This is a genomic window from Mucilaginibacter pedocola (assembly GCF_002013915.1).
Lineage (GTDB): Bacteria > Bacteroidota > Bacteroidia > Sphingobacteriales > Sphingobacteriaceae > Mucilaginibacter > Mucilaginibacter pedocola.
The window spans coordinates 119957-146345 of the sequence record NZ_MBTF01000035.1; the positions used below are offsets into that span (position 1 = coordinate 119957).

26 protein-coding genes are annotated in these 26389 nt (G+C 47.2%); 10 read left to right on the forward strand and 16 right to left on the reverse strand.

What is annotated here, in order from left to right:
* The first annotated feature begins 50 nt into the window (after positions 1–50).
* Positions 51–851: a hypothetical protein gene (locus BC343_RS23310; RefSeq protein ID WP_078350214.1), complete on the forward strand. Its 801-nt coding sequence runs from the start codon at positions 51–53 to the stop codon at positions 849–851.
* Between the two features lie 65 nt (positions 852–916).
* Here BC343_RS23310 and BC343_RS23315 read toward each other — a convergent pair whose 3' ends face one another.
* Complete coding sequence (locus tag BC343_RS23315) at positions 917–2014, reverse strand: carbohydrate-binding family 9-like protein (protein ID WP_078350215.1); 1098 nt, start codon at positions 2012–2014, stop codon at positions 917–919.
* A 174-nt stretch (positions 2015–2188) separates the two neighbouring features.
* On the opposite strand from BC343_RS23315, the gene radA reads away from it, so the two are divergent.
* Complete coding sequence (gene radA, locus BC343_RS23320; RefSeq protein ID WP_078350216.1) at positions 2189–3670, forward strand: DNA repair protein RadA; 1482 nt, start codon at positions 2189–2191, stop codon at positions 3668–3670.
* An 82-nt stretch (positions 3671–3752) separates the two neighbouring features.
* Here the strand turns inward: radA and ypfJ are convergent, their stop codons facing one another.
* From ypfJ to BC343_RS23340, 4 genes are all read right to left on the reverse strand, one after another.
* Positions 3753–4598, reverse strand: coding sequence for a KPN_02809 family neutral zinc metallopeptidase (ypfJ, locus tag BC343_RS23325; RefSeq protein ID WP_078350217.1), 846 nt, complete (start codon positions 4596–4598; stop codon positions 3753–3755).
* A gap of 191 nt (positions 4599–4789) precedes the next feature.
* On the reverse strand, positions 4790–6088 hold the full coding sequence (locus BC343_RS23330; protein WP_078350218.1) for a M20/M25/M40 family metallo-hydrolase: 1299 nt from the start codon (positions 6086–6088) through the stop codon (positions 4790–4792).
* 4 nt (positions 6089–6092) lie between these two features.
* Complete coding sequence (locus BC343_RS23335; protein ID WP_078350219.1) at positions 6093–7958, reverse strand: M61 family metallopeptidase; 1866 nt, start codon at positions 7956–7958, stop codon at positions 6093–6095.
* A 240-nt stretch (positions 7959–8198) separates the two neighbouring features.
* Entirely contained in the window at positions 8199–9317 is a 1119-nt protein-coding gene (locus BC343_RS23340; protein WP_078350500.1) for a DUF4407 domain-containing protein, read from the reverse strand.
* A 123-nt stretch (positions 9318–9440) separates the two neighbouring features.
* Here BC343_RS23340 and BC343_RS23345 point away from each other — a divergent pair, with 123 nt between their 5' ends.
* Both BC343_RS23345 and BC343_RS23350 read left to right on the forward strand, forming a co-directional pair.
* The gene (locus tag BC343_RS23345; RefSeq protein ID WP_078350220.1) at positions 9441–9755 is read left to right on the forward strand and encodes a rhodanese-like domain-containing protein; all 315 of its coding nucleotides are present in this window, start codon (positions 9441–9443) and stop codon (positions 9753–9755) included.
* Between the two features lies 1 nt (position 9756).
* On the forward strand, positions 9757–9945 hold the full coding sequence (locus tag BC343_RS23350) for a DUF6358 family protein (protein ID WP_078350221.1): 189 nt from the start codon (positions 9757–9759) through the stop codon (positions 9943–9945).
* 76 nt (positions 9946–10021) lie between these two features.
* Here the strand turns inward: BC343_RS23350 and BC343_RS23355 are convergent, their stop codons facing one another.
* The 6 genes from BC343_RS23355 to BC343_RS23380 all read right to left on the reverse strand — a co-directional run bounded on the left by BC343_RS23355 (position 10022) and on the right by BC343_RS23380 (position 19044).
* Positions 10022–10903 carry a hypothetical protein gene (locus BC343_RS23355; RefSeq protein ID WP_078350222.1) on the reverse strand — a complete coding sequence of 294 codons (882 nt, stop codon included), beginning with the start codon at positions 10901–10903 and terminating at the stop codon, positions 10022–10024.
* Between the two features lie 249 nt (positions 10904–11152).
* A complete protein-coding gene (locus BC343_RS23360; protein WP_078350223.1) occupies positions 11153–12385 on the reverse strand; it encodes a family 16 glycosylhydrolase in 1233 nt (410 codons plus the stop codon).
* 214 nt (positions 12386–12599) lie between these two features.
* Positions 12600–14474 carry a glycoside hydrolase family 30 beta sandwich domain-containing protein gene (locus BC343_RS23365; RefSeq protein WP_078350501.1) on the reverse strand — a complete coding sequence of 625 codons (1875 nt, stop codon included), beginning with the start codon at positions 14472–14474 and terminating at the stop codon, positions 12600–12602.
* 519 nt (positions 14475–14993) lie between these two features.
* Positions 14994–15509 carry a DinB family protein gene (locus BC343_RS23370; protein ID WP_078350224.1) on the reverse strand — a complete coding sequence of 172 codons (516 nt, stop codon included), beginning with the start codon at positions 15507–15509 and terminating at the stop codon, positions 14994–14996.
* A gap of 286 nt (positions 15510–15795) precedes the next feature.
* A complete protein-coding gene (locus BC343_RS23375) occupies positions 15796–17700 on the reverse strand; it encodes a 7TM diverse intracellular signaling domain-containing protein (RefSeq protein ID WP_078350225.1) in 1905 nt (634 codons plus the stop codon).
* A gap of 114 nt (positions 17701–17814) precedes the next feature.
* The gene (locus tag BC343_RS23380) at positions 17815–19044 is read right to left on the reverse strand and encodes a glycoside hydrolase family 5 protein (protein ID WP_078350226.1); all 1230 of its coding nucleotides are present in this window, start codon (positions 19042–19044) and stop codon (positions 17815–17817) included.
* Positions 19045–19279: 235 nt separating this feature from the next.
* Here BC343_RS23380 and modA point away from each other — a divergent pair, with 235 nt between their 5' ends.
* Genes modA through BC343_RS23395 form a run of 3 tightly spaced genes read left to right on the forward strand, consistent with a single transcriptional unit; the run spans position 19280 to position 21327 of the window.
* Entirely contained in the window at positions 19280–20041 is a 762-nt protein-coding gene (gene modA / locus BC343_RS23385) for a molybdate ABC transporter substrate-binding protein (protein ID WP_078350227.1), read from the forward strand.
* The gene (modB, locus tag BC343_RS23390; protein ID WP_078350228.1) at positions 20042–20713 is read left to right on the forward strand and encodes a molybdate ABC transporter permease subunit; all 672 of its coding nucleotides are present in this window, start codon (positions 20042–20044) and stop codon (positions 20711–20713) included.
* Entirely contained in the window at positions 20710–21327 is a 618-nt protein-coding gene (locus BC343_RS23395; protein ID WP_078350229.1) for an ATP-binding cassette domain-containing protein, read from the forward strand. Before modB ends, BC343_RS23395 begins: the two co-directional genes overlap by 4 nt.
* Before the next feature lie 140 nt (positions 21328–21467).
* Here the strand turns inward: BC343_RS23395 and BC343_RS23400 are convergent, their stop codons facing one another.
* The 5 genes from BC343_RS23400 to BC343_RS23420 all read right to left on the reverse strand — a co-directional run bounded on the left by BC343_RS23400 (position 21468) and on the right by BC343_RS23420 (position 23915).
* Positions 21468–21980, reverse strand: a complete 513-nt coding sequence (locus BC343_RS23400; RefSeq protein ID WP_078350230.1) for a hypothetical protein — start codon at positions 21978–21980, stop codon at positions 21468–21470.
* Between the two features lie 87 nt (positions 21981–22067).
* The gene (locus BC343_RS23405; RefSeq protein ID WP_078350231.1) at positions 22068–22658 is read right to left on the reverse strand and encodes a peroxiredoxin-like family protein; all 591 of its coding nucleotides are present in this window, start codon (positions 22656–22658) and stop codon (positions 22068–22070) included.
* Positions 22659–22765: 107 nt separating this feature from the next.
* The gene (locus BC343_RS23410) at positions 22766–22999 is read right to left on the reverse strand and encodes a hypothetical protein (protein WP_078350232.1); all 234 of its coding nucleotides are present in this window, start codon (positions 22997–22999) and stop codon (positions 22766–22768) included.
* 59 nt (positions 23000–23058) lie between these two features.
* Positions 23059–23361 carry a hypothetical protein gene (locus BC343_RS23415; protein ID WP_238381842.1) on the reverse strand — a complete coding sequence of 101 codons (303 nt, stop codon included), beginning with the start codon at positions 23359–23361 and terminating at the stop codon, positions 23059–23061.
* Positions 23337–23915, reverse strand: coding sequence for a sigma-70 family RNA polymerase sigma factor (locus BC343_RS23420; RefSeq protein ID WP_078350233.1), 579 nt, complete (start codon positions 23913–23915; stop codon positions 23337–23339). Before BC343_RS23420 ends, BC343_RS23415 begins: the two co-directional genes overlap by 25 nt.
* A gap of 178 nt (positions 23916–24093) precedes the next feature.
* On the opposite strand from BC343_RS23420, the gene BC343_RS23425 reads away from it, so the two are divergent.
* The 3 genes from BC343_RS23425 to BC343_RS23435 are packed head-to-tail and all read left to right on the forward strand — an operon-like array spanning position 24094 to position 26372.
* On the forward strand, positions 24094–24885 hold the full coding sequence (locus BC343_RS23425; protein WP_078350234.1) for a DUF1223 domain-containing protein: 792 nt from the start codon (positions 24094–24096) through the stop codon (positions 24883–24885).
* 25 nt (positions 24886–24910) lie between these two features.
* Positions 24911–25603 (forward strand): cytochrome b/b6 domain-containing protein, encoded by a 693-nt coding sequence (locus BC343_RS23430; protein WP_238381843.1) that lies wholly within the window; start codon positions 24911–24913, stop codon positions 25601–25603.
* Entirely contained in the window at positions 25593–26372 is a 780-nt protein-coding gene (locus BC343_RS23435; RefSeq protein WP_078350235.1) for a molybdopterin-dependent oxidoreductase, read from the forward strand. Before BC343_RS23430 ends, BC343_RS23435 begins: the two co-directional genes overlap by 11 nt.
* The last annotated feature ends 17 nt before the right edge of the window (positions 26373–26389 follow it).

Genomic DNA, 26389 nt, shown 5'->3' on the forward strand with positions numbered 1-26389 from the left:
CTGCTCTTTTTGGTTTAGAATACCATAATAGAAAGTAGTAGCTTTATATCATGATTGGCACCTTAGCTCAACTTATCGCAATAATTTCTTATGGCAATGCATTTTTGATGGATCAAAATTGGAAAAAACTCGATTTTGAAAACTCTACATTAAAATATTGTAACAGGGTAACTTTTGTTAATGATAAGAGTAGTGAAAACCATGGCGTTGTTGCTGAAGATATACAAGAATGGTTTGTGTTTTTGAAGAAGAGCGGATGTCAAAGACTCAAGCTGTTCTACAAGCCTAAGAATAGAGATAATGTTGGACGCGAAAGACTGGATGCCGGTTTTGTAGAGGGCTCGGATGTTTGGATGGTCGAGGTTGTTTTTGCTAATCATTCTGATTATTGGATGGTAAATGAACAGGTTACCAATGAGCAGGCCAAGGATCGCAGAATTTGGGGAGTTAAATATTTTTTAGCCTCAAGCGGCCATTCTTCTGCCTCGCCAACTTTAGCATCCCTGAATAAAGCTAAAGCTGAGCTGGATTCATCTTTAAAAGAAATAATATCCTTTTCTGATAAGCATAAGCTTAAATATTGGGCAGAGACATTTAGTAAAGCCAAGCAGAATTTAGAAAGCTCGCACCCAGCTATAGGTTATTATAAAGATTTTATTATAGAGGAGAATATGGCTTTACTCTCGCGGCAGGTTTTATTCTCTGCCGGCGAGGCTTGGGTATTCGGAGGAATGGGCACATGGAACGATTTATTATTCAATAATTCTAAAGATAATAATATGTACAACCGATTATCCGACAGCCTTTACAAATCAGTAGTAAAGGCCATAATTGCCGGAGTTAATATATAGTGTTTTTTCGTCACCGCAGTGTTTCTCAATACAAAGTACTCCGGTTGACGGATATAAATTGAGAGCTACCTCCCCTGCAACATCCCCACATTATTGATCACCCAAACCTTTCCTTTCCCATCGGTAATATTTGCCGAGAAGTAATACTTACCACCTTCAACGTAAAGCGTGTTTTTTACTCCTTCTATTTCATAAGATGATAAGCTGATGCCCAGGTCGGCGAGGTTGTTTGCATAGCTATGATGCTCACGGAAGTATTGCTGCTGGCTGTAATATACCAGCCACAGGTATTGCTTTTGGAGGTCAGCATAGGGCGTTTTAACGGTTATACCCTCGGCGCTGGCTTTGCGGGTGAACTGCAGGTAGCCCCAGCGCTCGGGCATGTGCATGCTGATGATACCTTGGGGCGACCATACCCAGTTGCGCTCGGGCAGGTTTTTGCCGTTGCTGTCGGTTTGTTTTACGTATTTGCCATCCTTTATATCGGTATCCCACTCTACTCGCGAGAAATTGATGCGCCATTGGCTGCCCTCGGTAGGTATGCCTCTGCCAAAGCCCATAGTAATGGCTTTGAATGGTATTTTAAACTCAACCGTCCAGCCTTTATCGGTATCGCCGCTTTTATTTAAAGTGCCCTGTAATTTTACTGCCGACTTCATACCCGCAGCATCCCATGCTATGAGGGCATCGCCGCCATCGCGGTAGGGCTTGGGTAAAAATAAGTCGAATATTTTGTTGCGCTGGTTTACTTCTATCTCAAAGTAATTGCGGGTATCGTTATTGGGCGCTACAAATATCTCAAAGTCGTTGTCGTTATAAATAACATCGTCGTGCTTAGTTAAGTTAGCCCAAAGGTGAGGCTCCTGCATTTGCACGGCGACGAACAAGCAGCTATCGTTCCAGAGCATTTTTAGTTTGGTGCTCATATGCGGCTTTGGTTTCAGGTCGCCTTCAATATCAACGAACTCATCCGTCCAGGCGGCTTTTTGCCAAACGGCATCGTTTAGGTCGCCGTCAATTTTAGGTTCCTTAGTGGCGAAAGTTGCCACATAATTTTTCGGTGGGGTAAACAAATGCGGCATTGCCTTAAAAGCATCCTGCGCAAATGTTTGTTGAGTAAATAATATAGCTAAGGCAAATAGTACATTTCTGTTAATAAGCATGGGTTAAATATATAAATAATGCAGGCGTATTGCGAACGGCATTAAAGAAATGGCAAGTTGCCCGAAGTGTTTGCAATCCTTTTAATTGCCAATATTTTTAGCAATTTATAACAGCAAATAGTTATCTTTACGCCATCTGCATATTTGCACATCTGAAATCTGCACATCTAAAAAATGGCCAAAACCAAAATAGCATACTTCTGCCAAAGCTGCGGTTACGAATCGCCAAAGTGGTTGGGAAAATGCCCTGCCTGCCAGCAATGGAACACTATGGTAGAGGAAGTCCTTGAAAAACCTGCTGCCTCAGTACCAACCTGGAAAGCCAGTCCGGCATCATCCGTCCGCGCCAATAAACCCGTGCAGGTGGCCGATATCACTTTCAAGGAAGAACATCGCCTGCTTACGCCCGATAAGGAGTTTAACCGTGTATTAGGGGGCGGCATTGTTGCCGGATCTCTGGTGCTGATAGGCGGGGAGCCGGGCATAGGAAAATCAACCCTGATGCTGCAACTGGCGCTGAATATGCCCGGCATTAAAGTGCTCTACGTATCGGGCGAGGAAAGCGACCACCAGATAAAAATGAGGGCGGAGAGGTTAACACAGTCGACGCCCCCCCCGCCCCCTGAAGGGGGAGCTTTTGATAAGCGCAGTGGCAATTCTACCCCCCCTTCAGGGGGGCGGGGGGCTGGAGACTCATCCTGTTACATCCTTACCGAAACCTCCACCCAAAATATCTTCAAACAAATAGAAGAACTGGAGCCCGACTTGTTGGTGATCGATTCAATACAAACGTTGCATTCGGCTCATGTTGAGTCTACGCCGGGAAGTGTATCGCAGGTGCGGGAGTGTACGGCCGAGTTGTTGCGTTTTGCCAAAGAGACATCTACGCCGGTGTTTTTGATAGGGCATATCACCAAAGATGGAATGATAGCCGGGCCAAAAATATTGGAGCATATGGTTGATACCGTGCTGCAATTTGAAGGCGACCGCCACCACGTATACCGCATACTACGCACCATAAAAAACCGTTTCGGCTCATCGTCTGAACTGGGTATTTACGAAATGCTGGGCGAAGGGCTGCGCGAGGTATCTAACCCATCGGAGATATTGCTTTCGCAGCGCGATGAGCCACTGAGCGGCATCACAATATCTGCCACATTGGAAGGTATGCGCCCCATGTTGATAGAAACGCAGGCACTGGTAAGCCCATCGCCATACGGCACTCCGCAGCGTACCTCAACAGGCTTTGATACCAAACGTATGAGTATGTTACTTGCAGTATTAGAGAAACGTTGCGGTTTCCGCCTTGGCGCAAAAGATGTATTCCTGAATATTACCGGTGGTATACGCGTGGAAGATCCGGCGATAGATTTGGGGCTTGCGGCGGCAATTATTTCATCGCATGAGGATATCCCCATCCCGGCTAAAACCTGCTTTGCGGGAGAGATTGGGCTATCGGGAGAGATACGAGCCGTGAACCGCGTAGAGCAACGTATTGCCGAAGCGCAGAAACTGGGCTTCGAGCAGATATTTATTTCTAAATACAATATGCCTTCGGGCGCAAAAGATAAAAACAGATTAGACCTATCGCGCTACACTATTGACGTAAAAGCCGTGGGTAGGATAGAGGAAGTATTCGGGCTATTGTTTGGCTAAGCATGCAAAGCTAAAACGCCTTGTTGCCCGTTTAAACAGGCAGCAAGGCGTTTCAATTGGTAGTAGGCTAAAGTAAGATGCCTTATTCCAGATCGCCGGCGGCAAAGGTATTCCCCTGGCTTACATCGCCGGTATCGAAGCCTTTTTTAAACCAGTACATGCGTTGCTTGCTGCTGCCATGGGTGAAGGTATCGGGCGTAACTTCGCCCTGGTATTGTTGCTGCAGGCGGTCGTCGCCAATTTGGTGGGCGGCGTTAAGGGCTTCTTCTATATCGCCTTCTTCCAGCACATTTTTCATACTCTTTTCGTAGTGCGCCCAAACTCCTGCATAAAAATCGGCCTGTAGCTCCAGCTTAACCGATAGCTTGTTATATTCTGTTTGGCTTAACTGTTGGCGGGCCTGCTCCATTTTGGCGCTGAGGCCAAGCAAGTCCTGCACATGGTGGCCAACTTCGTGCGCTATTACGTAGGCCTGGGCAAAATCCCCGCCCGCACCAAACTTGTTGCTTAGCTCATCAAAGAAAGAAACATCGATATATACTTTCTGATCGCCGGGGCAGTAGAAAGGCCCGCTTTGCGATGATGCCTGCCCGCAGGCGGTATTCACCCCATAGGTAAAAAAGTGCATAATGGTGGGCTGGTAAGTGCGGCCCATATCATTAAACAACTTGCCCCAAATATCTTCGGTATCGGCCAGTACCACGCGGGCAAATTTCTTTTGGTTATTATCCGGCCCTGCCGAAGCGGTGTTTTCCTGCGGCGAACTGTTTTGCACCTGGTTTACGATCTGCGATGGGTCTATCCCCGTGAAATAGTAAATAGCCAGGGCAATAATGCCCACCAAACCACCACCGAAAGCTACGCCACGGCCACCGCCGCTGCTGCCTTCTTCGGTATTACTGCTTTCGCGCCTGCCAAACCATTGCATAGTTGATGTCGATTTAATTAATGGGGATAACGGGGAGGGTAGGAGAAATGTTTTTTGTTTTGGTTGTAGAGGGTGAAAAAAGTTGGAGATGTTGAAAGGGTTGAAAAAGTTAGAAAGGTTGGAGATGTTGAAGCACCCATTGCCCCATTACCACTTTTCCAACCTTTCCAACTTTTAATAACTTCTATTAACTACCTCTCCAGCTTAGGTATACGCGTTGGCGTTTCTTTACCGGCAACTATTGAGCGCGAGCTTAGCGCAATGGCGCGGATGGTTGCCACGATATTGTTTACATCCATGCTGCTGAACTCATCCTTAACCGTGTGGTACAGTTTGTCGGTATCTATCTGGTCGGTAGAGATAGTGTGTGCCGGAACGCCTAATGCGGCTAAAGTAGCATTATCGCTGCGGTAGAAAAGGTTTTGCTCCGGGTAAGGGTCGGGGTGGAATTTAAAGGCAGTACCTTCTAAGTTGCTTTGTAGTATCTTACCAAAGTCCGACCGTTCGTAACCGGTGATGAACGCCGAGTTCTCGCCGAATTTAGAGGCTTTACCTATCATCTCGATGTTGAACATGGCAACCACCTGGTCAGGGTTCATCTGTTTAGAGAAATATTGCGAACCAAAGCCGCCAATTTCTTCAGCAGTAAAGGCCACGAACACCAGTGTGCGCTCGTTATTGTTTAGTTTTTTGTAGTACTTGGCCAACTCGATAACGGCCGTAGTGCCCGATGCATCATCATCGGCGCCGTTGGCAATGCTATCGCCTTCCATTGGTTTTATTATACCCAAGTGATCGTAATGGCCCGAGAAAACTACGTACTCGTTCGGTTTAGTTTTGCCGGGTATCATACCTGCAACGTTGAACAGTGGCTTTTCTTCTGTTTTGGCTTCGTAGGTCAATGTAACCGATTTCGCTTCGTCGATACCTGCCATTACAAATACAACAGGTTTACTTTCTGCTGCGCCTTTAAAAGATGTACCGCCGCGTTTTACATAAGCAACTATTCTTTTAAACATGGCCGCGTAGCTGGTATCTACTAAGGCAATGGTACTTTTACCGCTATTAGAGAGCTGCTGGAATACGGCACCGAAGTTTTTACCGGCCGGAACCTTTACTACCTCTACACCATCAAGGCTACTCCAATTGAATGAGCCCGAAGCCTTTACTGCAAATTTATCGGCAGGTACTTCGGTGCCGTTAATGGTAAGTTTTGCACTCACGGGAGTAGTGCGTACCATGCTGAAATTTTGGCGGAAACCGGTTGCGCCGGTTAATGGCTTAATGCCGGCTGCTTTAAATTCCCCCTCAATAAAAGTAGCTGCTTTATCAATACCGGGTGTAAAAGTGCCACGGCCCTGCATGTCATCAGCGCTAAGGGTTTTTATGACGCGTTCTACATCATCCTGTTTAATCAGTTTATTAACATCTTGCCCAAAGCTGTAGGCTGACGAGGCCACCAGGGCCGCTGCTATTAAATATTTCTTCATAATGCTATTTTACTTTTGATGATAACCACTTATCGCGGAATTCTTGTTGTTCTTTTGTTAGCTGTTTGCCGGCTTTTTCAAATGTTACTACTTCGTAATTGGGGTTTTCTTCCAAGGTGATAACCGTTTCGTGCGCCCCGGCGCGATTTTTAAAGCTTACGGTAATTTTATCGCCGGGCTTTTTGGTAGCCAATACTTCGGTAAAAGCGGTAGCATCTTTTATTTCTTTACCGTCGGCTTTGGTGATCACATCGCCGGCATCAATGCCTGCTTTGTAAATGGGTGTACCTGCAACCGTGTTGGCTTGCAAGGCCATACCATCGGCATTACCGGTATATGCCTGCCCGCTTCGGCCACGGCCGCCAGCGCCGCCTAATGGGCCTGCCCAGCCTTTACCCGGCTGCACGCGCTGCAATACAAAACCCGCTTTGGCCAGCAGTGCCTCGTAGTTGTTTTTTTGTGTGCCGTTTATGTAGTTGGCGAAGAAATCCTGCGCAAATTTTTTGTTGCCTGTAAGCGTTGCCAAATCGGTCTGCAAATCGGCAATGGTGTAAGGTTTCATCACCTTTCCGCGGGCGTTCCAAACCTGACGCATATAATCATCTAGCGTAAGGTTAAACTCGCTGCGCAGGCGCAGGTCGAGCGCCAAAGCCGTTGCACCACCATACGTATAATAGCTGGTGAACATATTGATCTGGTTATTCGGGTCGATAGATACGCCGGCATCTGCAAACACGGCGTAACGGCTTGCGGCGGCAGGTGAATATTTAGCTGCACCTTGCGTGTTAAGAGCCTGGTTAACCAAACCGGCAAGTGTGCGGGTATAATCGTCGACGCTACGGAAGCCTGCGCGCTCCAAAATTAGTTCGCCATAATACTGGGTAAAACCTTCTGCAAACCAAAGCTCGCTGCTCATGTTGGCATGCGTAAAATTAAAAGGCTCCAACGATTTTGGGCGAATGCGCTTCACATTCCAGCTATGAAAAAATTCGTGGGAGAAAGTGCCCAGCAATCTTGCTTCGTTACCTTCAACTTTATCTATAGGTTGTACTATAATGGTTGAATTACGGTGCTCCATACCATCGCCGGAAGTTGTTGGGTGCACATCATCCAGAAAAACGTATTCGCCATAATCGAACGTTGGCAGCTCACCAAAAACGGCTTTTTCTTCCAGCACCATTTTCTGCACCATTTTGCCAAAGCCATCAATTACGGGCTGGCTATCGTCGGAGTGTACGGCTATGCTTACTTTCTCGGCTTTGCCATTATTATCAACCGTCCAGCTGTTTACTTTAGATGCCGATAGCTCTGTGGGGCTATCCATCAGGTATTGCAGGTTGGTAGCGCTGTACACATTGTCGCCTTCGCTTTTTAGCTGCGTAAATACTTTCCACCCGTATTTATCGGCATCGTTAAACTGTACTTTTATCGGGGTGTTGGCTTGTCCCTCGGCCCAAAGAATAGTGGCGGGCATGTTTAGGTGGGCGTGGCTGGCATCAATGCTGGCGTACGTGCCGTCGGTCCAATTGCCAAACAGTGTATAGCTGATCTTTAATGGGCCACTTACACCTTGTATCTCATACAAGTCGCCCTCCAACTGCTTTATTTCAAGCGCGGTGCCGTCTACGCCGGCAGCTTTCAGGTTATAAATATTTTTACCGAACTCATGCGTGGCATAGCGCCCGGGCGAGGAGCGGCTCATGTGAACTTTTATAGAGCCATTATCTGCCTGCGGGATGGTAAGCGTTATTTCTGCCTCATGGTGGGCTGCGTTGGGGAAGGAAATAGTGTAGTATAGCGGCTTTTGCTTTTGCGCAAATGCCGACGCAGCCAGCATGGAGGCTGCTGCCAGGGTAAGTAATTTCTTCATCGATCAGTATTTACAGCGCTGAAATTACCATTTAATCGGTAAATGTTTTCTATCAATTTTATTACGCTTCGTGGGGGGCTAAACATCATCGATGTCATTTCGATCGAACGTGGGCAGGAAGTTCGCTGCGTGAGGAGAAATCTTAGACGTTTGACATGAGCGCATTGCATTGTGTCGAAGATTCCTCGTCGCTCCTTCGCACTTTGCCTGCCCAGGCTCGCTCGGAATGACAGGGTGGTTTTAATCAAAACTATGCCTGCCGTAATCGTAATCCGATTGCGCGGTGATGATGCGCTTTCGCCGTTCTACGTCGGCATCCAGGTTATGGTCGTAGGTGCTGTCGGTTACGGCTATGTCACGGTCTTTGTCTTTCTCGGCGAAGTGAATGTTCGCTTCGGCAATCTTAGCAATAGCCGTATCATAAGGCCCCTTGGGCGACATGAGTTTTACAAACACCGGCAAACACTCGAACAGGATGAACAGGTAGCCGATGAATGATATGGCCAGGTAGGTATCAAGGTCGCGTGTGCCATCTACGTTGTAACTCAACTGGCCCAGCGCCCAGTTACGGTCGGCAAAGCCGGCCACGTTGCTAAGGCTATCCAATTGCTTATCGCTGAACAAACGGGTGGAGTTTACTCCCTCATAATCCTTACGCCGGCTCAGGTAATCGTCCATCTGCCCCAGATTTTCAGTAACGGTCTTTAGGCGGTCTTCTTTCTCCTGAAGCACCTGCGCTTTTTGTTTGGCATAGGTGCCGTAACCGCTTATGCCCGATGTTTGGTTGGTTTTGTCGCCAAATACTTCCTGGTTTAACTCGTAACGCGAGCGGTTGATATCACGCTCCAGCGAATCTTTTTCCTTTTTCAGGTCGTTGTTCTTGCCTAATTCTTGCGCGTATTTTTGCTGATAGGTTTTCTGCAACGAATCTATTTTAGTATGCTGCCCCTTCAGGTAAGCGGTTTTTAGCCGTTGGCGTATCTCTTTATCAAATATTTTTAACTCGAGCGGGCGCGATATTACTACGCCTATCATAATGGCCAATAAAATACGGGGCGATGCCTGTAATATCTGCTGGTTGGTGCTGCCCTCTTTATTGATACTTGATACGATGTACCTATCCATATTAAATATGGCAGTGCCCCATAAAAGCCCGAAAAGTATAGCGAAGACCGTTGCAAATTCGTTGCCGGCGAATACGAAATACATAGCGTAGCCGCCCGATAAAGCGGCGAATAATGCGGTAAAAAATATGGTGGCGCCAATGCCTACATATTTATTATGCTCGATGGGGTATTTTTTTAAAGTATCTATATGTGCGCCCGAACAGAACCAAAAAAAACGGGTAACTTTTTTCATGTACATTAAGCTGTAATAATATGCAGCCATATATGAAACGCCCTTGGCCCCTTATTGTTACAAAAGCGGGACAATTATTTGATTGAGAAAAAACATACCTTTGGCTAATAATTACATTTAAAGATGAAAGAAATAAGCGTACAGGAACTAAAAGATAAGCTGGATAGCGGCGAAGATTTTCAACTGATAGATGTTCGTGAGGATTTTGAGTACGAAACTTCGAACCTGGGCGGCAAGCATATACCCCTGGGTGGCATTTTAATTGAGGCCGACCAGGTAGCTAAAGATAAACCGGTAGTTATTATGTGCCGCAGCGGTAAACGCAGTTCGGTAGCATTACACCAGTTAGAGGCGCAGGGTTACACCAATTTGTATAACCTTACCGGCGGTATTTTAGCCTGGCAAGCCCAAATAGACCCAACCATCAGCGTTTACTAGTATGGGTAAGAAATTAGCGCTCAACGTAGTTTATAACCTCGGTATTATTATAGCCGTGGCTATTGGCTGGTGGGGTATACAACATACTCAATACGCCTACGTATTAGGCGCGGTATTTATTATTGCGATTTTTATATCGCTTAAAATAAAACTGATGAAAGAGGTAAAGGAGCTTACGAGGAAGAAGTAGGTAACGCTCTTATTAAATAAATGCCTTTGTCCTGTTAGGTTCAAAGGCATTTTCTATTTGATATGCTTACGCTCTGTTAATAACTCAGCACAACACCTGCCGATAGCCTATAACCCTTTCTGTCCGCTCCATTCAATTGTGTTTTTTCGGAGCCTCCCGAGGATAAGAAAAGTTCATCAATCCCTTCGCCGGTTTGCCAGGTATAATACCCGCCTCCTGCGTTTACTGCAATATTTTTGGTTAAGTGATAATTCAATGATGCGCCTGCTTCTAACCCATAACCTTTTGCGATATGCCGATAACTTACCGGGTGCTGAAAGGATGAGATAAGGTTCCAATCGGCTTTAGCATTGTAGTTAGCTTGGGTGTATTGGATATTTCCATTTAATGATAGCTTGCCGGATATTTTTAAAACGCCTATTGCTTTCACGAACGGCCCTTTCCAATCGGTATCGTAGGTGCTGTTTAGATCGGGGAACTGCCCGCTTCTATCCAATAAATGCAGCGACTGTTTACTGATGTTGTAACCGACGTAAGGCGTTAAACTAAAGTTTTCTGTTTGTATGAGCCTGTAGCCCAAACCAGCGACAATATCCCGTGTAAAACCTTTGTCCGCATCAAAAAGCTCATCGTACGCGGGGTTGGTTCGGTTATCGCCGTTGTAATCGTTATCGCGTACGGTGCCTGTGCGGATAGATGTACGCGAATAAGCCCCGATCAACATCAACCTGCCTGAAAAATTCCACTGCAAATTTGCCGATATTGTTTGCCCGCCAAGCTTTTTCCATTGTAGCTCGGAGTAGATATTGGGGCTTTGCCCCTGCAGGTTCCCTGCGATGGACCATTTAAAGTCTTCGCGCTGGTAGCCGGTGGCAATATCTAAATGTATCTTCTGCTGCGCATGTAACGCGGCGGTGCCGAAGAAAATGTAAAGGCAGATAATGGTGGATATTCTCATTAAAACTGATGTTAAAACAGCCCGCCCCGTGCAATGGGCAGGCCGTAAATTAGGGGAATTAATTGTATTGATGATAGCAATGGGTTTACAACTCCCTCCCTGGGGAGGGGCGCGGTGGAAATGAGCGCGAATGCGGGGAGAGGTTTAGCCGATAAGCATACCGCTATTGTAATATGGGCTAACCCCTCCCTGCCACTACACAAGCCCAACACACCCCTCCCCAAGAAGGGAATTAAAAAAAATGCATCTTTACTGGTTCACCCCAAACGCTTCCCAGCCCGAGGCTGTGGCGCGGGTACAGGTCATGGCTTGTGTGCCGTTCTCGCTGCTGATGAATTTGCCGTTGTTGCCCCTGAAGGTTACCTTACCATCGCCGGTAGGTACCCAATCAAATTTCTCCCAATCGCCAATGGTTGTACGGTTGCAGGTGATGGCTTGTGTGCCGTTCTCTGATGATACATATTTGTTTTGGCTGCGCAGGGCTACTTTGCCGCCGCCGGCGTCAACTACAGTAAATTGTTCCCATGCCGATGCGGTTGGGCGGTTGCAATTCATGGCTTGTGTACCATTCTCACCGCTTACATATTGGTTGTTGAAGCCTTTCAGCGTAACGGTTTGGCCTATTGGTGCCGTGCTGCCTGTGCCGCCGCTAATACTGTAAACCCGCACATAATCTACATACATGCTGGCGGGCATTGCTCCCGCATTGATGTTGTTCCCCGGCAGATCGCCGCCAACCGCGAGGTTCAGGATAATGAAGAATGGCAACTGAAACTCCTCGGTGCTGTTGATATTGTTTTGGATGTTGCCTGTGTGAAACAAGGTGCCATCTACATACCATTTAATGCTGTTGGCATCCCATTCCACCGCGTACAGGTGGTAGCCGGTAACATTTACAGGCGTATTGCCGCCATAGTATACGTGCCCGTTATTGTTCCAGTGCATGGTGCCGAGCGTAAGGTTGCTGGTATTGGTTTGTTCCATAATGTCTATCTCGCCGCATTGTGGCCAGCCCACTGTGCCAATGTTTTGGCCCAGCATCCAAAATGCCGGCCAGCTTCCCTGGAAGGCGGGTAGTTTAATGCTGGCTTCGATACGCCCGTATTTTACCGAGAATTTACCCGAAGTTGTTAGCTTGCCCGAGGTATAAGGCTGGCCGCCCATGCTTTGGTTTTTGGCGGTGATCACCAGGTTGCCGCCGGTCACGGCCACGTTGCCGGTAGAGTAGTACTCCTTCTCATTATTTACGTTAGGGTTGCCCACATCCACGTTCCACTTACTGCCGTCAACGCCGCTGCCGTTAAACTCGTCTTGCCATACCAGGGTTAATGCGCGTGGGGTAGTGCTGGTAGCTTCCGTTGCAGTAGCTGCTACTTTCTCGTCCGCAGGTGATTTCACATCCTTTTTACAGGATACCATGGCTAGGCCGATGCCGAGCACAAGCCCGGCGCTTCTCATTAGGGTAAGTAATTGCTTTTTCATAAAAGTTAGTATTAAGTGTTAATTGGTTTTGTTAGATATAGTAACGAAGGATACGTTTTCATTCCCTCCTTGGGGAGGGGTGCGGTTGCCTGAGCGCAAATGCAGGGAGGGGTTTAGCCACAAAGCAAATTGCAATTGCAAGGCGGCGAACCCCTCCCTGCCACTACACACGCCCAACACACCCCTCCCCAAGGAGGGAATAAAAACATCAGTGTTACTGGTTCACCCCAAAAGCTTCCCAGCCCGATGCCGACGCGCGGGTACAGGTCATGGCTTGGGTGCCGTTCTCGCTGCTGATGAATTTGGCGTTGTTGCCGCGCAGGGTTACTTTGCCATCAGTGGTTGGCACCCAGTCAAATTTCTCCCAATCGCCAATGGTGGTGCGGTTGCAGGTTATGGCTTGTGTGCCATTCTCGCTGCTTACATATTTGCCCTGGCTTTGCAGCGCTATTTTGCCACCGCCTGCATCAACCACGGTAAATTGCTCCCAGCCGCCGGCTGTGGCGCGGTTGCAGTTCATGGCTTGTGTACCGTTCTCGCTGCTAACGTATTGGTTGTTGAATCCCTTCAGTGTGATGGTAGAACCTATTGGCGCACCTGTGCCGCCACCACCGCCAGTGCCGGGTGTACCGCTCCATTTAAAGGTTACCACCGCGCCTGCTGCCAGGCTGTAGGTGAATGACTCGCTGCCCCACTTCACTTTAAAGCTGGTGGTGCTGTTGCCACTGTTAGATGCGATGAGTACTTTGGTACCATCGCCGTTTTTGAAGGCTACGTTTTGTATGCTGCCCGCAATGTTAGATGCTATGCGCACGGCACCGGGGCGTACTGCTTTAGAGGCATGGGCGATAATATAGTAGCCCACGTTGCGGGTGATAGAAGTACCGCTCACGGTGATACCGCCAAGGCAGGTGCTGCAGCCACCATTGGTATGCGGGTTGTTGTTAGGGTCGGCAGCAAGGTTCCACTCCAGTACGTTGCGGCTCCAGTTGCGGGTAGCGCCGATGATGAGGGTGTTGATATGCCAGCCGAGGTCGCCGCCAAAGTTGCTTGGTGCGCCCACCCATTGCTCGGTGAAGTAAACGTTTTTGTTAGGGTAGGCGTTGTGCACACCGGTTAGCGCGCTAATATCGCCGGCATACAAGTGGAAGGCCGAGCCATCTACATAATTGCCTGCCTGGCCAACTACGGTAGTGGCATAGCTGGGCACATCGGCATTGTGATCGTAGGCGATGATCTTGGTATTGAAGCCGGCCGCCCTTATTTGAGGACCAAGGTTGTTGTTGATGAAGGTAACCTGCTCGTTGGCCTGCATTACCATGCTGGGGTTATTGTAGGGGTTAAGGGGTTCATTCTGCGGGGTAATAGCATCAATGGTAATACCCTGCGCTTTCATTGCCTGCAGGTATTTTACAAAGTAGCGGGCATAGGCATCGTAGTAAGCCGTGTTTAAGCTGCCGCCTGTGTAGCCGTTGTTGCCGGTGGTGTTAACCTTCATCCAGGTAGGGGCCGTCCAGGGGGTAGCTATTATTTTGATAGTTGGGTTAATGGCAATGATCTTTTTCAGGATGGGCAGGAAATCGGTGTTCTCCTGCGCCAGGCTAAAGTTGTTCATGTTCACATCTCCTGCGGTTTGGTTATAGGTGAAATCAGACGAGCTCAGGTCCGATGCGCCGATACTGATACGCAGGTAACTTATACCTATCTGCCCGTTGCCGGTGCCAAAAAGCTCATTAAGCACATTTGCCTGGTTGCCGCCCAGGCCATTAAGCAATTGGGCACTGCCGCCGGTCAGGGTAAAGCCGAAACCGTCGATACCCTGGTAGGTGGTGCCTTCGTCGACCGTGATGGTGTTGGCATTTGTCCCCGCATCGGCAGCAAAACTTACGCTGCCTTGGGTTAGTTTGTTGCTTTGGTCGGCCGTGGTGAGCCAGGTGGTTACCGCGCTGGTGGCGTTGCGCGGTGTGGTGGTGGTAGTTTGCGCGCCATCAATAGTTTGGGTGCGTGCATCTTTCTTGCAGGCATTAAGCAAGAGGGCAAAGGTTGTCAGCATTAATGCGAGTAACCTTGTTGGGTAAGCAATTCTCATAGTTGTTATTGGTTTGGTGTTAATTGGTGTTGCGTACTTAAAAGCCGTAAATGCCTGCAAGCCATTAACTTTAATGTAAACCAAAGGCAGGGCAAGCCATGAGCAGCAAGCGTGCATATGGGTATTCTTCAAGAAAAAGGCAGATGCCGGTTTATATCGGTTAAGGCAAATTTAAAGTAATTTTTACGTTACAAACAAATTTCAAATACTGCAATAAGCTGATAATTAGATAATTATAAATATATTGATACGCTTACGTCGCAAAGGCAGAAATGCAAAAAGCCGCTTTAAACTGTTTAAAGCGGCTTTTGAAAAAAAGAAAAAATAGTTGCGATACGCTTACTTCACAGTTTAATTTTTAAGCAATATAGCTATGGGGTGTAAGCGGTTCAGGTTTAAATAAAACTCATTCCGTCATTGCGAGGCACGAAGCGATCCCCTATATGCAAATCCGCAATGCAAAGCGGTAATGCTAAACCGAAGATTGCCGCGCTATCGCTCGCAAGGACGTGAGGAGCACTACCATCTCTCCCAAAATGCAGGCGGCTCAATACCCAAAGCACGCAGGTAAACAGTGCCTTGTGCACGGTGATGTATCTCGTTATCCATTACATATTGTATAGTACCGATAACGGTATTGTCCCACTGGCCAAAAGACTTAACCACTTCGGCAAAACGAGCCGCAGGTATTTGTGGCCAAAGCGTATCAAGTTGTTCGGTTACCTCGTCCCAGGCCGCCAGCAATTCGGCTTTCGATTTAATATCGGCGGTGGTGTCAAAATAATCCAATTCGGGTTTTGTGGACCAGTCGCCGGTAACAATACCACTAATGCCTCCGCTGGTAAGGCCAATAATTTCTTTTGCAAGGGCTGCGTAGGTGCGCATACCGCCGATAGAAAATCCGAAAAGTTCATTTTCCGGGAAAGCGTTCAATACTTTGCGGCTCAATTTACGGTGGCCCTGCCAGTGTGATAAAAGTTCGCCTGCGGTTATTACGGTTACATCTGCGTTGGTTTCAATTACTTGGTTTTCCATTATCTTTTGTTGTTTTTGTTTGTTGATACAAAGAAACCATGGGCTAATGACAGCAGTATGTCAGTAGGGAGTTGAGAAAGTTATTTTTTCTGAACCATGATTCGCCTGATGAGAAGATTCTCCGATTCTATGATTGGCATAATCGGAATGTAGTATGAGATTGCCACACCGCGCCATCGCTTCAGCCTCCCCACTGCGGTTCGCAATGACATAATGGCTATAGGGGCTCGGTTAGGGGGCAGCTTCATCTGCACATCTGCAATCGGCACACCTGCACATCCGAAGCTTACTCTTCCGAATTATCGATAACCAGTTTACTCCAGCCTTTGCTCCCTGCATTTTTGATCTCTTTCTTGCGGGCTTCCATGGCTTTTTTAATGCGGCTGCTGTAGGCCCAGCAGGTGCTTTGGCGGATGGAGAGTATCTCGGATAATTTATGCGATGATATTTTGCCCTTAGTGCTATACATCAAAAATATCATGTAAAAGGCCTTATTGATGGGTATGCGGGTGTTCTGCAGAATGGTGTAGGCAATAACCGATTCCTCGTAGCCGCATTTAGAGCAGCGGCGGCTGTAGGGCAGGTGGCCGTTGCCGTAGTGAGTGTTGCTGCATTTTTTGCAGGCGTAACCATGCTCCCATTTCAGGTCTGATAGGAATTTGAAGCAAGTTTCGCGGTCGGGATATATTTTGCTGAACTCCTCAAAATCTACCTCGGCGCTCATTACCCTATCGTGCGTTACCTTCTCGATATCGTTATGCAGGCTCAGATTATCCTTTTCCAACAGGACATTCATGCGCGATATTTCTTCCGCCTGTTGCTGCAGCAATTGGTTTACGGCAACAAGTTCTTCGTTCTGTAATTCAATGAGCGACGATTTTTCTATCAACTCGCTGGTGCGCTCGGCTACCTGTACTTCCAGGTTGCGGTTCAGCATATCCTTTAGCTCCTCGTTTTGTTGGAGTTGCTTGATCATGCGTTCCTGCGCTATGTCCTTCTCGCGTTTAAGCATGCGCACCCTATCGCCAATAGCAAAGGTGATGAACAGCATCTCCATAATAAAGCAAAAACTGAGGCTGTAAAAGTTAAGCGCCGTAACCGGCAACCACCATAAATTAAGCGCAATGAGCGATTTGATGACGAAGCCCGTAAACAAAAAGCTATAACCGATAACAAAGAAACGCGCCGCCCGGTAACCCTTATACAAAACATAACAGCCCGAAGCAAAGGCAACCGAGAGTGGCACTATTTCGATAATTTTATAACTGAACCAGTTTTTATCTACCGCCAAACACAGCATAAAAAAAGCCGACCGCGCCACAATTACCCCATTGATGAGCTTATTAAACCCGGGCGCATTCTCTTTTAAATTGAGCAGGCTTTGAGCAAATAACATTGCAAATGTACTGGCCAAAAACAAGGCAATCCCGTAGGCATAGTGGTTCCACCCGGGTGCCATTTGCCACAGGTATTGGTAGGCAATGCCGTCGGTACACATTTCGTAAAGCCCGATGCTGAGGTTATACACAATGTAGTACAGGTACTGCCGCTGCCGCATGGCCACGAACATCATGAAATTGTACAGCCCGAATACGAGTATCATGCCGTAGAATATCCCGAAATAGAAATACTCATCCAGCGCATAGGCAATAAACCAGTTTACCGACCGCAGCACAATAATGACGTTGGCCGACTGGTTAGACCGCAGCTTGAAGTAGTAGTAGTTCTCGCCCTTTAACTCGGTACTGATATTAAAGGTGAAGTTTTTATGCGCATACAACCTTTGCGAAAACGGGCGGTTACTGCCCAGCATAGTGGCGCTGTACACCCCCTCTTTGGTAGGCGAATAAACCGTGATGCTATCAATAGTTTGGTCGAAAAACTCCAGCAGCCAGTTGTTTTTGGTAGCAATCTGCTGATCGAGCCTTATGCGGTACCAATAGGTGGTATTGGCATCTACAACTTGCGGTGTAGGCGCGGTGTTAGCTACGAATTTGCTGGTATATGTGGTGGTTATATCGGCAATGCCCAGTTTATTGGTAGTATCGGGGAAAGATTCCAACTCGCCGAAACGGAAAACATGCTGCTTGGCGGTATCGGCAACGGGCACTAAGGTTTGTGCACAAGCAGGCTTAAAAAAACCAGCCAATAACACAAAAAGGCATACCAGTTTTTGGTAACGTTTATCCATGCTTTTTCATTAAACCCGCCCCGTTCGGGGGAACGAGACGGGCGGTAGGGTTATAATTAGTTGAGCAATGTAAGCGAATTATCGCTTTGAACCTATTAAGGGTAAACTACACAATTATTTGGCCGGTACTTTTAGCCCCAAGGCTTCTATATAGCCTTTCTGCGGTGTGCTGTTGGTAAACTTGCAGTTCTCTAAAAAAGCATAAAGCGCGGCTTTTATTTTAGCTCTATCGGCAGGGGCGGCTTTGCGCACTTCCTCGAAACTTGCGCGGGGCTTTTCGGTATAGTCGATTATTTCCTGGTAGCCATCGGGCACGTTAAAGCTCATAAAGCCGCGGGTGTTATCCAGCTTTTTGTAGGGCCAGTAGTGCCAGCCAATATTGTTCTGCTCGCATACGATACGGAAATCGCGCACCCATTCGTCGGTATTCTCGCCGGTTTCGCCAACGTAAATAGGTACTTTGTATTTCTCGCGGAAATCAATGTATTCCTGCACTACGGCTTTTGTGGCGTCCGTCCAGTATTTATGGAAAGTGTAAACCGCCTTGGTATCGAAAGGCTTCCCGAATATTTTAAAGTTGCTATCCCACTGCGCGCCGCCGATGAATACGATGTGGTTTTTATCTACCGAGCGCACCGCCGCGGTGATCTCTTTATAAGTAGGCTCCAGGTGCGGGTTTAGTTCATCAACCTTAAAGTAATGGGCAATAGGTTCGTTCAGCAGGTCGTAACCTAATATGATGCTTTCGTTTTTATAATGATCGGCGATGCGTTTCCAGATATCGGCGGTTTGTTTTCGGTTGGCCGCGCTGGTGAACAGGAAGGGGTAACCGTCGCCGTCATCGATATTATCCCCGGTTTGGCCGCCGGGTGCGCAGTGCATATCCAGCATCACATAGAGTTTTTCCTGCTTGCACCAGGCTATAACACGGTCGAGCAGTTCGAACCCGCGGTTAGGGTTGTTCATACCCATATAGCTTTCGCTGGTGAATAGCTTATAGTTGAATGGTATGCGGATAGAGTTGGCGCCGGAGGCTTTAATGAACTTAATATCGGCCTGCGTGATGTAAGTATCCTGGAACTTCTTCCAAAACAGGCGGGTTTCTTCGGGGCCTATCAATTCGGTAACGGCCTGGTTAATGAGGCGCTGCGAGTTAACGCTTTTAAACTTGAACATGTAGCCCTCGGGCACCAGCCAATTGCCCAAATTGGTGCCTTTAATAAAGAAAGGCTTGCCGTCAACGCCGATAATTTCTTTGCCCTTTGTGCTGATGAATTTGGGCGACTGCGCGCACAAGCCCAAGCTTGCCGTAAGCACCGCGAGTAAAATGAGTACTTTTTTCATGTGGTGTGAGATAGGATGAGATTTGAGAGATATAGTTGATTTATTTATGAGATTCGGTATCAGTAATGCACAAGGCCGCCCTGCGGACGTGCAGCAAAATAGTTTTTCATTATTGGCAATAGTTTATATTGGTGTACAGGTAACACAAATGTAATGTATTCGCCCCATTTGTTTTACAGTTTATATTTGTGTTGGGCGGCAGATATGCGTAATTTGTATTTATTGATGAACGGGTATGAATAAAATTTACAGGCTTCTATTAAGGGTATCGGTATTCCTGGCTGGTATGAACGGCATAACCGCCAACGCGCAAAACCTAAAGGTAGCCATTGCGGCCAACCTGCAACCGGTAATGAAGGTTTTGCAGGAAGATTTTACTAAGCGCACGGGTATAATTGTAGATGCCATATCCGGCCCATCAGGTAACCTCACCACACAGATAAAGAACGGGGCACCCTTCGATGTTTTCCTTTCTGCCGATATGGGTTTTCCGCAGGAGCTTTTTAAGAGCGGGCTTGCCGTGCAGAAACCGGTAGTGTATGCCTCCGGCGCACTCATCATCTGCAGCACGCAAAAACTCGACTTTAATAACTGGCAAAAGCTTTTATCCGCCGCTTCCATCGAGAAAATTGCTATCGGCAATCCCGAAATTGCCCCTTACGGAAAAGCTGCCGAAGAGGCGCTGAAATACGAGCGTGTTTACGATAAAATGAAAGATAAGATAGTGCTTGGAGAGAGCATTACGCAGGTGAACACCTACATTACTACGGGTGTGGTGCAGGTGGGCTTTACCACACTATCATTGGTAAAAGATGCTGATATAAAAACCAAACTTTATTATAAAGTTGTAAACCCCAAAACCTACAAGCCTATTGAACAGAGTATGGTGCTGGTAAAACAAAAACAGATCAACCCGCAGGCCGAAAAGTTTTACCGCTATATATTAAGCGCACCCGCAAAAAAGATATTCACCCGCTTTGGCTACAAGGTTAACTAAATGGATATAACCCCCATATGGCTTACGCTGAAACTGGCAGGCATTACCACCGTAGTGTTGCTTCTGCTTGGCTTGCCTTTGGGTTGGTGGCTATCTAAAAAGCGCTCGCTGTATAAAATTATTACCGAAGCTATTATTACCATGCCGTTGGTTTTGCCGCCATCGGTATTGGGTTTTTATTTGCTGCTGGCATTCAGCCCGCGCCACGGCGTTGGGCAATGGCTGTTGGATACCTTTAGCCTGCGGCTGGTGTTCAGTTTCCCGGGATTGGTTATTGCCTCCGTTATTTACAGCCTGCCCTTTATGGTAAGCCCGGTAAAATCCGCTTTTCAGCAATTGCCGGCATCGCTACGGCAAGCATCGCTCACGCTGGGCAAAACCGAATGGCAAACCTTTTGGCACGTACTGCTGCCCAATATAAAACCATCCCTACTAACAGCCATCGTATTAACCTTTGCGCATACCCTTGGCGAGTTCGGCGTAGTGCTGATGATAGGCGGCAATATACCCGGCGTAACACGCGTGGCATCTATTGCGGTTTACGATGCCGTGGAACGGATGGATTATCCCGCCGCAAATAACTATTCGTTCGTGTTGTTCGCCATAACCTTTGTGCTGGTAATAAGCGTATTCATTTACAATAAGTACCAGGTAAAAAGCCCGCTGGAATGATCAATATCGATATCACCAAAAAACTAAAAGCCTACGCGGGCGTGCAAGAGTTGCGGATAAAAAAGGATATCGCGCCGGGCAGCATTGTGCGCATCACAGGCCCATCAGGTGCGGGCAAAACCACGCTGCTTAAAATGATAGCCGGATTGGTGAAACCCGATGCGGGCATTATTGCGGTTAACAATATTAATTGGTTCGATGCCGAACAAAACATCGACCTGCAACCACAGCAGCGTATGCCCGGCTTCGTTTTCCAGGATTATGCGTTATTCCCTAACATGACGGTGCAACAGCATCTGGAATATGTAACTCAAGATACAGAATGGATAAACCGGCTGTTAGCAATAGGCAAACTTGATAGTTTTACCACCCACAAACCCCAATACCTCAGCGGCGGCCAGCAGCAGCGCCTGGCTATTTTACGCGCATTGTCCATCAAACCAAAACTATTGCTGATGGATGAGCCGTTCTCGGCATTGGATGTAAAGATGAAAATGGATTTGATTGGCGAACTGCGGCCGCTTTTTAAAGAGTTAGGAGCGACTGCGCTAATAGTTAGCCATAACCCGCAGGAGTTGGATGGGGTGGCTGATGATGAGTTGGAAATAAATTAAAGCCCTATCGTCATGCTGCTTGTTTCAGCACCCCACGCGGCAGGTACCGAACTTGCTTAGCGGATATGCTTTGTGGCAACTTGTATGATGGGCTGTCGAAATAAATTCAACATGACGTTTTGATTTTTCGGCTTAAGACTTTACTGCACTTGCGCTACCACTATCTTATCCAGATTATGCAAATAACGGCGCCCGGTTTTCATATCGGCGGCGGAGGTCATTTGTATGCTCTCAGGCATTTTATCTATGCTGATGCCGTTCTTCTCCATAATTATGTATACATGGTCGCCCACCATGGTGTTGTATAATTCGTTCCATGAGTATACTACTTTATAGCCATCAACGCCGGTGCAAACAAAGTAGAAACGGCTAAGCAGTTTTGGGCTGGTGGTTTTAAATTTGGTGTGCGATAATACATCTTTCAGCAAAACGCCTTTTAGCTTATCGTCTTTATGCTTAAAAGTACCGGTATGGTCGGTTACGTTGATATCGCCTATCTCGCTTACTTTATATTGCTTTAATGAATCGAGTGTGATTACCGACTCTTTTTCCACATCGCCCACTATGGCGAATTTGCTGGTTTGCTGGTTCTTCTCCTGCGCGAAAGCGTTGGCTGCGTAAACGAATAATATGAGGGTGAATAGTTTTTTCATGGTGTTTATCAAATAAAAATGCTCAAAGCTAAGCAGGATTAACTTTGAGCAAATTACTAAATTTTGTTATTCGGGCGGGGCACTTCCTTAAAGTACCGCCAAAATATCTTTTATCGCCGGGCGCTTGCTGTAATCTTTATCGAAATGGGCGAAGGTAATTTTGCCGCTGCTATCAATAACATAAGTAGCCGGAACGGGCAGCACGTTATCCGGGTTGCCATTTGCCTTGGCCATATCTAACCCGTAGCCTTTGTACTTGGCAACGGTGGCATCGTCCATGGTGTACTTTACGCCGTAAGCGTTCATAATGGTATATCCCTTATCCTGCACAATTGAATACGATGCCTTGGTTTTAGCAACAGTTACCTTGATATTGTCGGCTGTTTCGGGCGTTACGCCTATAACAAAGGCGCCCTTGCCCTGCAGTAGTTGCAACGAATCCTGAATGTGCTGCATTTGTTTGTTGCAATACGGGCACCATTGCCCGCGGTAAAAGAAAAGCACAACAGCTTTGTGCTGCTTCAATAAGTCCTTAAGGTTGACTTGCTTGCCCGAGTTATCGGTAGCGGCAAAAGCGGGTGCGATAGTCCCGGTTTTTAAGCCGGTTTGCGCCATAGCCTGTGCGGAAAATAGTAGGCCCATTAACACGCTGAGTGCTGTTAGTATATAGTTTTTCATGTTTATCCTGTTTTACTGAGGTGCTTTAAAAGGCAAAGAAGGGCACGGCCCTCCTTTACCTAAACAAAAACAACCTCCCAATTATTTATTGTTTTCTCGTTGTGGGGTTACATTTTCGAAGTGGTATCTTTCATCTTATCCATCTTCATCATGTCGTGCTTTTTAGCCATGGCCATTTTCTTTTTCTTCATCTTTTCTTTTTTCATTTTGGTGGTATCGCCCTGCATTTTTTGTTGCGGAACGGGCATAGCGGTTGCTGCCTCGCTTGCGTTAAAGGCGGCGAAAGAGAACGAGGCGGTAAATAAAATTGCGGCTAAAATTGTTTTACTGTAAGTTTTCATGTTTGTTTAATTTACTTTCCGGTTTAGTCGGCCGGTAAAAACAAACCTTACAGCGTTTTTTAATTTTTGCTAAGGTGGGTATCTATACGTTCCTGTAATTGTTCTTTAAAATCCGAATCGAGGCGCACGTTGCTGCCTACTGGTGTTTTCATAAGATCCTTCACCATGGCGGTTAACTTGCCGCTCTGCTTTAAATAAAGCTTGCAGGCATCGCAACCTACCAGGTGTATGCGCAACTGTATATTCTCCACAAAAGATATTTTGCCCTCCAGCTTTTTATCGGCCAGGAAGGTTGCCTTGCGGCAGTTGTATATTATTCCTTTCAAGGGGTTCATGGTTATATCCAGTTTTTTTGAAGGCATGCCCTCAGGTTAAGTTTAGCACGATGAATGATAACCCAGTAATTGGCCGGGCTTATCTTCAGCTCGGTGCAAACCGTTTCGGTGGCTTCATCGTCCATATGCTTCATGGCAAAAACCGACTGCCATAGCGGCGGCAGTTTCTCCATGCATCTTTTCAATATACCCCTCAGCTCCTTGCCTTCCAATGGGTCGTAGTTCTCTATGCCGTAAGGCTGCGGGGCGTGTTCAGCTTTCCAGTGCCCGTCGGTGGCATCAAAAAAGTCAGCATCCTCGCCGCCTGTATTCACCAGCTCCTGTGTGCGCAAGCCCGATGCCTTTTTGCGGTACACATCTATTATCTTATTCTTCAGAATAGCGGTTAGCCAGGTACGTTCGCTGCTTTTGCCGGCAAATTTACTCATGGCATTTAAACCTGCCAAAAAAGTTTCCTGTACCAAGTCCTGCGCCTGTTCGGCATCGTTTACGCGCGTTATGGCGTACATATATAAATAATCAGCATAAGCTTTTACCCAATTTTTAGGGTCGAGCTGATGGCTTTCGGGAGGTGTGGCCATGTTTGGTTCGTGTTAAACAAAAGCTTAGTAGTTAGGATATGTAAAACCTTACAACGAAATTTACATTATTACCAATAGCCCGCATACCGCCGCTAACCTTTATACGCTACATACGCATAAAAATGTTAAATATTTTGTAAGGATAATGGTATAAAAACTACAAAGCGAAAAAAAGATAATGAAAGCCGTTAAAATATTGCTGGGTTTTGCCTTATGGCTGGGCACAGGTGTTGCCATAGCCGCCTACATCGGTAACAAGAAGCAAGATAAAACTGCTATCCTTGCCGGGCAAGGCTTCGCAGTAGTGGAGCTTTTTACCTCCGAAGGCTGCAGTAGCTGCCCCGCTGCCGATGCAGTGGTGGCCAAGATCGAGAAAGAAAGCGCCGGCAAACCGGTGTACATTTTAGCCTACCATGTTGATTACTGGAACCGCCTTGGCTGGCGCGATGCCTTTAGCAATGCAGAGTTTTCGCGCAGGCAAAATACCTATGCCGATTGGTTCAACCTCAGCTCGGTTTACACCCCGCAGGTAGTAGTGAACGGGCGAACCGAGTTTGTTGGCTCGCAGGAAGGGCAGCTCCGCAAAGCCATAAGCGATGGTATTGCCGAAGCAGGCAAAGTGCAGTTAAGCCTGAGCGATATCCGCATCAATAATAATAAAGCCTCTCTGAATTACGATGTGCAGGCAGCCTCAGGTAATACCTCATTGGTATTGACCTTGGTGCAAAAGCAAGCAACTTCTGCTGTTAAAGCGGGCGAAAACAAAGGGCGTAATTTATCGCATGTGCAGATAGTTCTGAAATTGCAGAACATCCCGCTCAACCGAACATCAAGCGGAAATGCGGAAATTGCCTTACCCAAAAACTTCTCCGCAGATAATTATGAACTGATAGCCTTTGTACAGGATACCAAAACCGGGACTGTACAAGCTGCCGCGCGAGCCGCCTTACCCGCCTCAACAAACAGCTAATGGTTACACACAAAGCCCCCTGCCAATGAAAACCATCAAAGAAAAACACTCGCTGCTGATGCGCTGGACGCATTGGGTGAACTTCCCTATACTCACCATTATGATATGGAGCGGTATGCTAATTTACTGGGCCAGCGATACCTATTCTATCACGTTGTTCGGGCATACGTATTTCAAGTTTTTCCCGCAGGGGTTTTATAAAACCTTTAATATCCCCAAAAGGCTATCAGAGGGTATGGCCTTCCACTTTTTATTTATGTGGGCCTTCGCGCTAAACGGTGTGGTGTATGTGCTGTACACTATAATCTCCGGAGCGTGGCGCGAGTTAGTGCCGCAACGCAAATCGTTCAAAGAAGCATGGCAAGTCTTGCTGCACGATCTGCATATACGCAAAATGGCACCACCGCAGAACAAATACAACGCCGCCCAACGGATTGCCTACACGGCTATAATTTTAATGGGTTTCGGCTCGCTGGTAACCGGCTTAGCCATTTACAAACCGGTGCAGTTCAGTACGGTAGTTTGGCTATGCGGTGGCTACCACTTTGCCCGTATACTACATTTTGCACTTACAATTGGCTACGTGTTTTTCTTTTTGATACATATTATACAGGTGATACTTGCGGGCTGGAATAACTTCCGCTCGGTGATATCCGGCTTCGAAGTAGTGAACAGTGCCCCCAAAAAACTAACAGTCCCCGCCGAAGATGGAAAATAAAGCGAAGCCAAAAAAAGAGCTCACTATTGAGCAAAAAATAAACCGCCGCAATTTTATCTCGTTCGGTGTGTTTGGCGTAATGGGTGCTGCTGCCTGGAAGGGTTGGAGCTGGCTTTACAACGCTCCTAAAGAAACGGCAAGCGCAACAGCAGGGGCAAGACTACCGCTACGCCGGGCGTTGAATAAAACCGAACTGGCTTTCCGTAATTTTTTTAGCAATAACCATTTGGTGAAAACCTATCCCAAAGAAATGGCTGCCAAAAACGTAAAGGTAAACAGCTTTATTGGGTTAAAAAGTAAATTCGAAATAGCCGACTGGCGCTTACAGGTGGTGAAACAAAGTGGCGAAGTACTCAGCTTTACCATCGACCAGATAAAGGCCCTGCCCAAAACCGAAATTATATACGATTTTAAATGCGTAGAAGGCTGGGACCAGATACAGCACTGGGGCGGCTTAAAAGTGATCGACTTTATAGAGCATTTCGGTTTAGCCGAAGAAACCAAAGCAGCCTACGTGGGTATGATGACACCCGACAAAGTTTACCAGGTGGGGTTGGATATGCCCAGCGCCCTGCACCCGCAAACTATATTGGCTTACGAAATGAACGGCCAGCCCATCCCCATAAACCACGGTGCGCCGCTGCGGCTAATCATCCCCGTTAAATACGGCATTAAAAATATCAAGCGCATAGGCAGCATCACATTCAGCAACACGCGCCCGCCCGATTACTGGGCACGGGCGGGGTATGATTATTATTCGGGACTGTAGGCACTTACCAAAGGGCA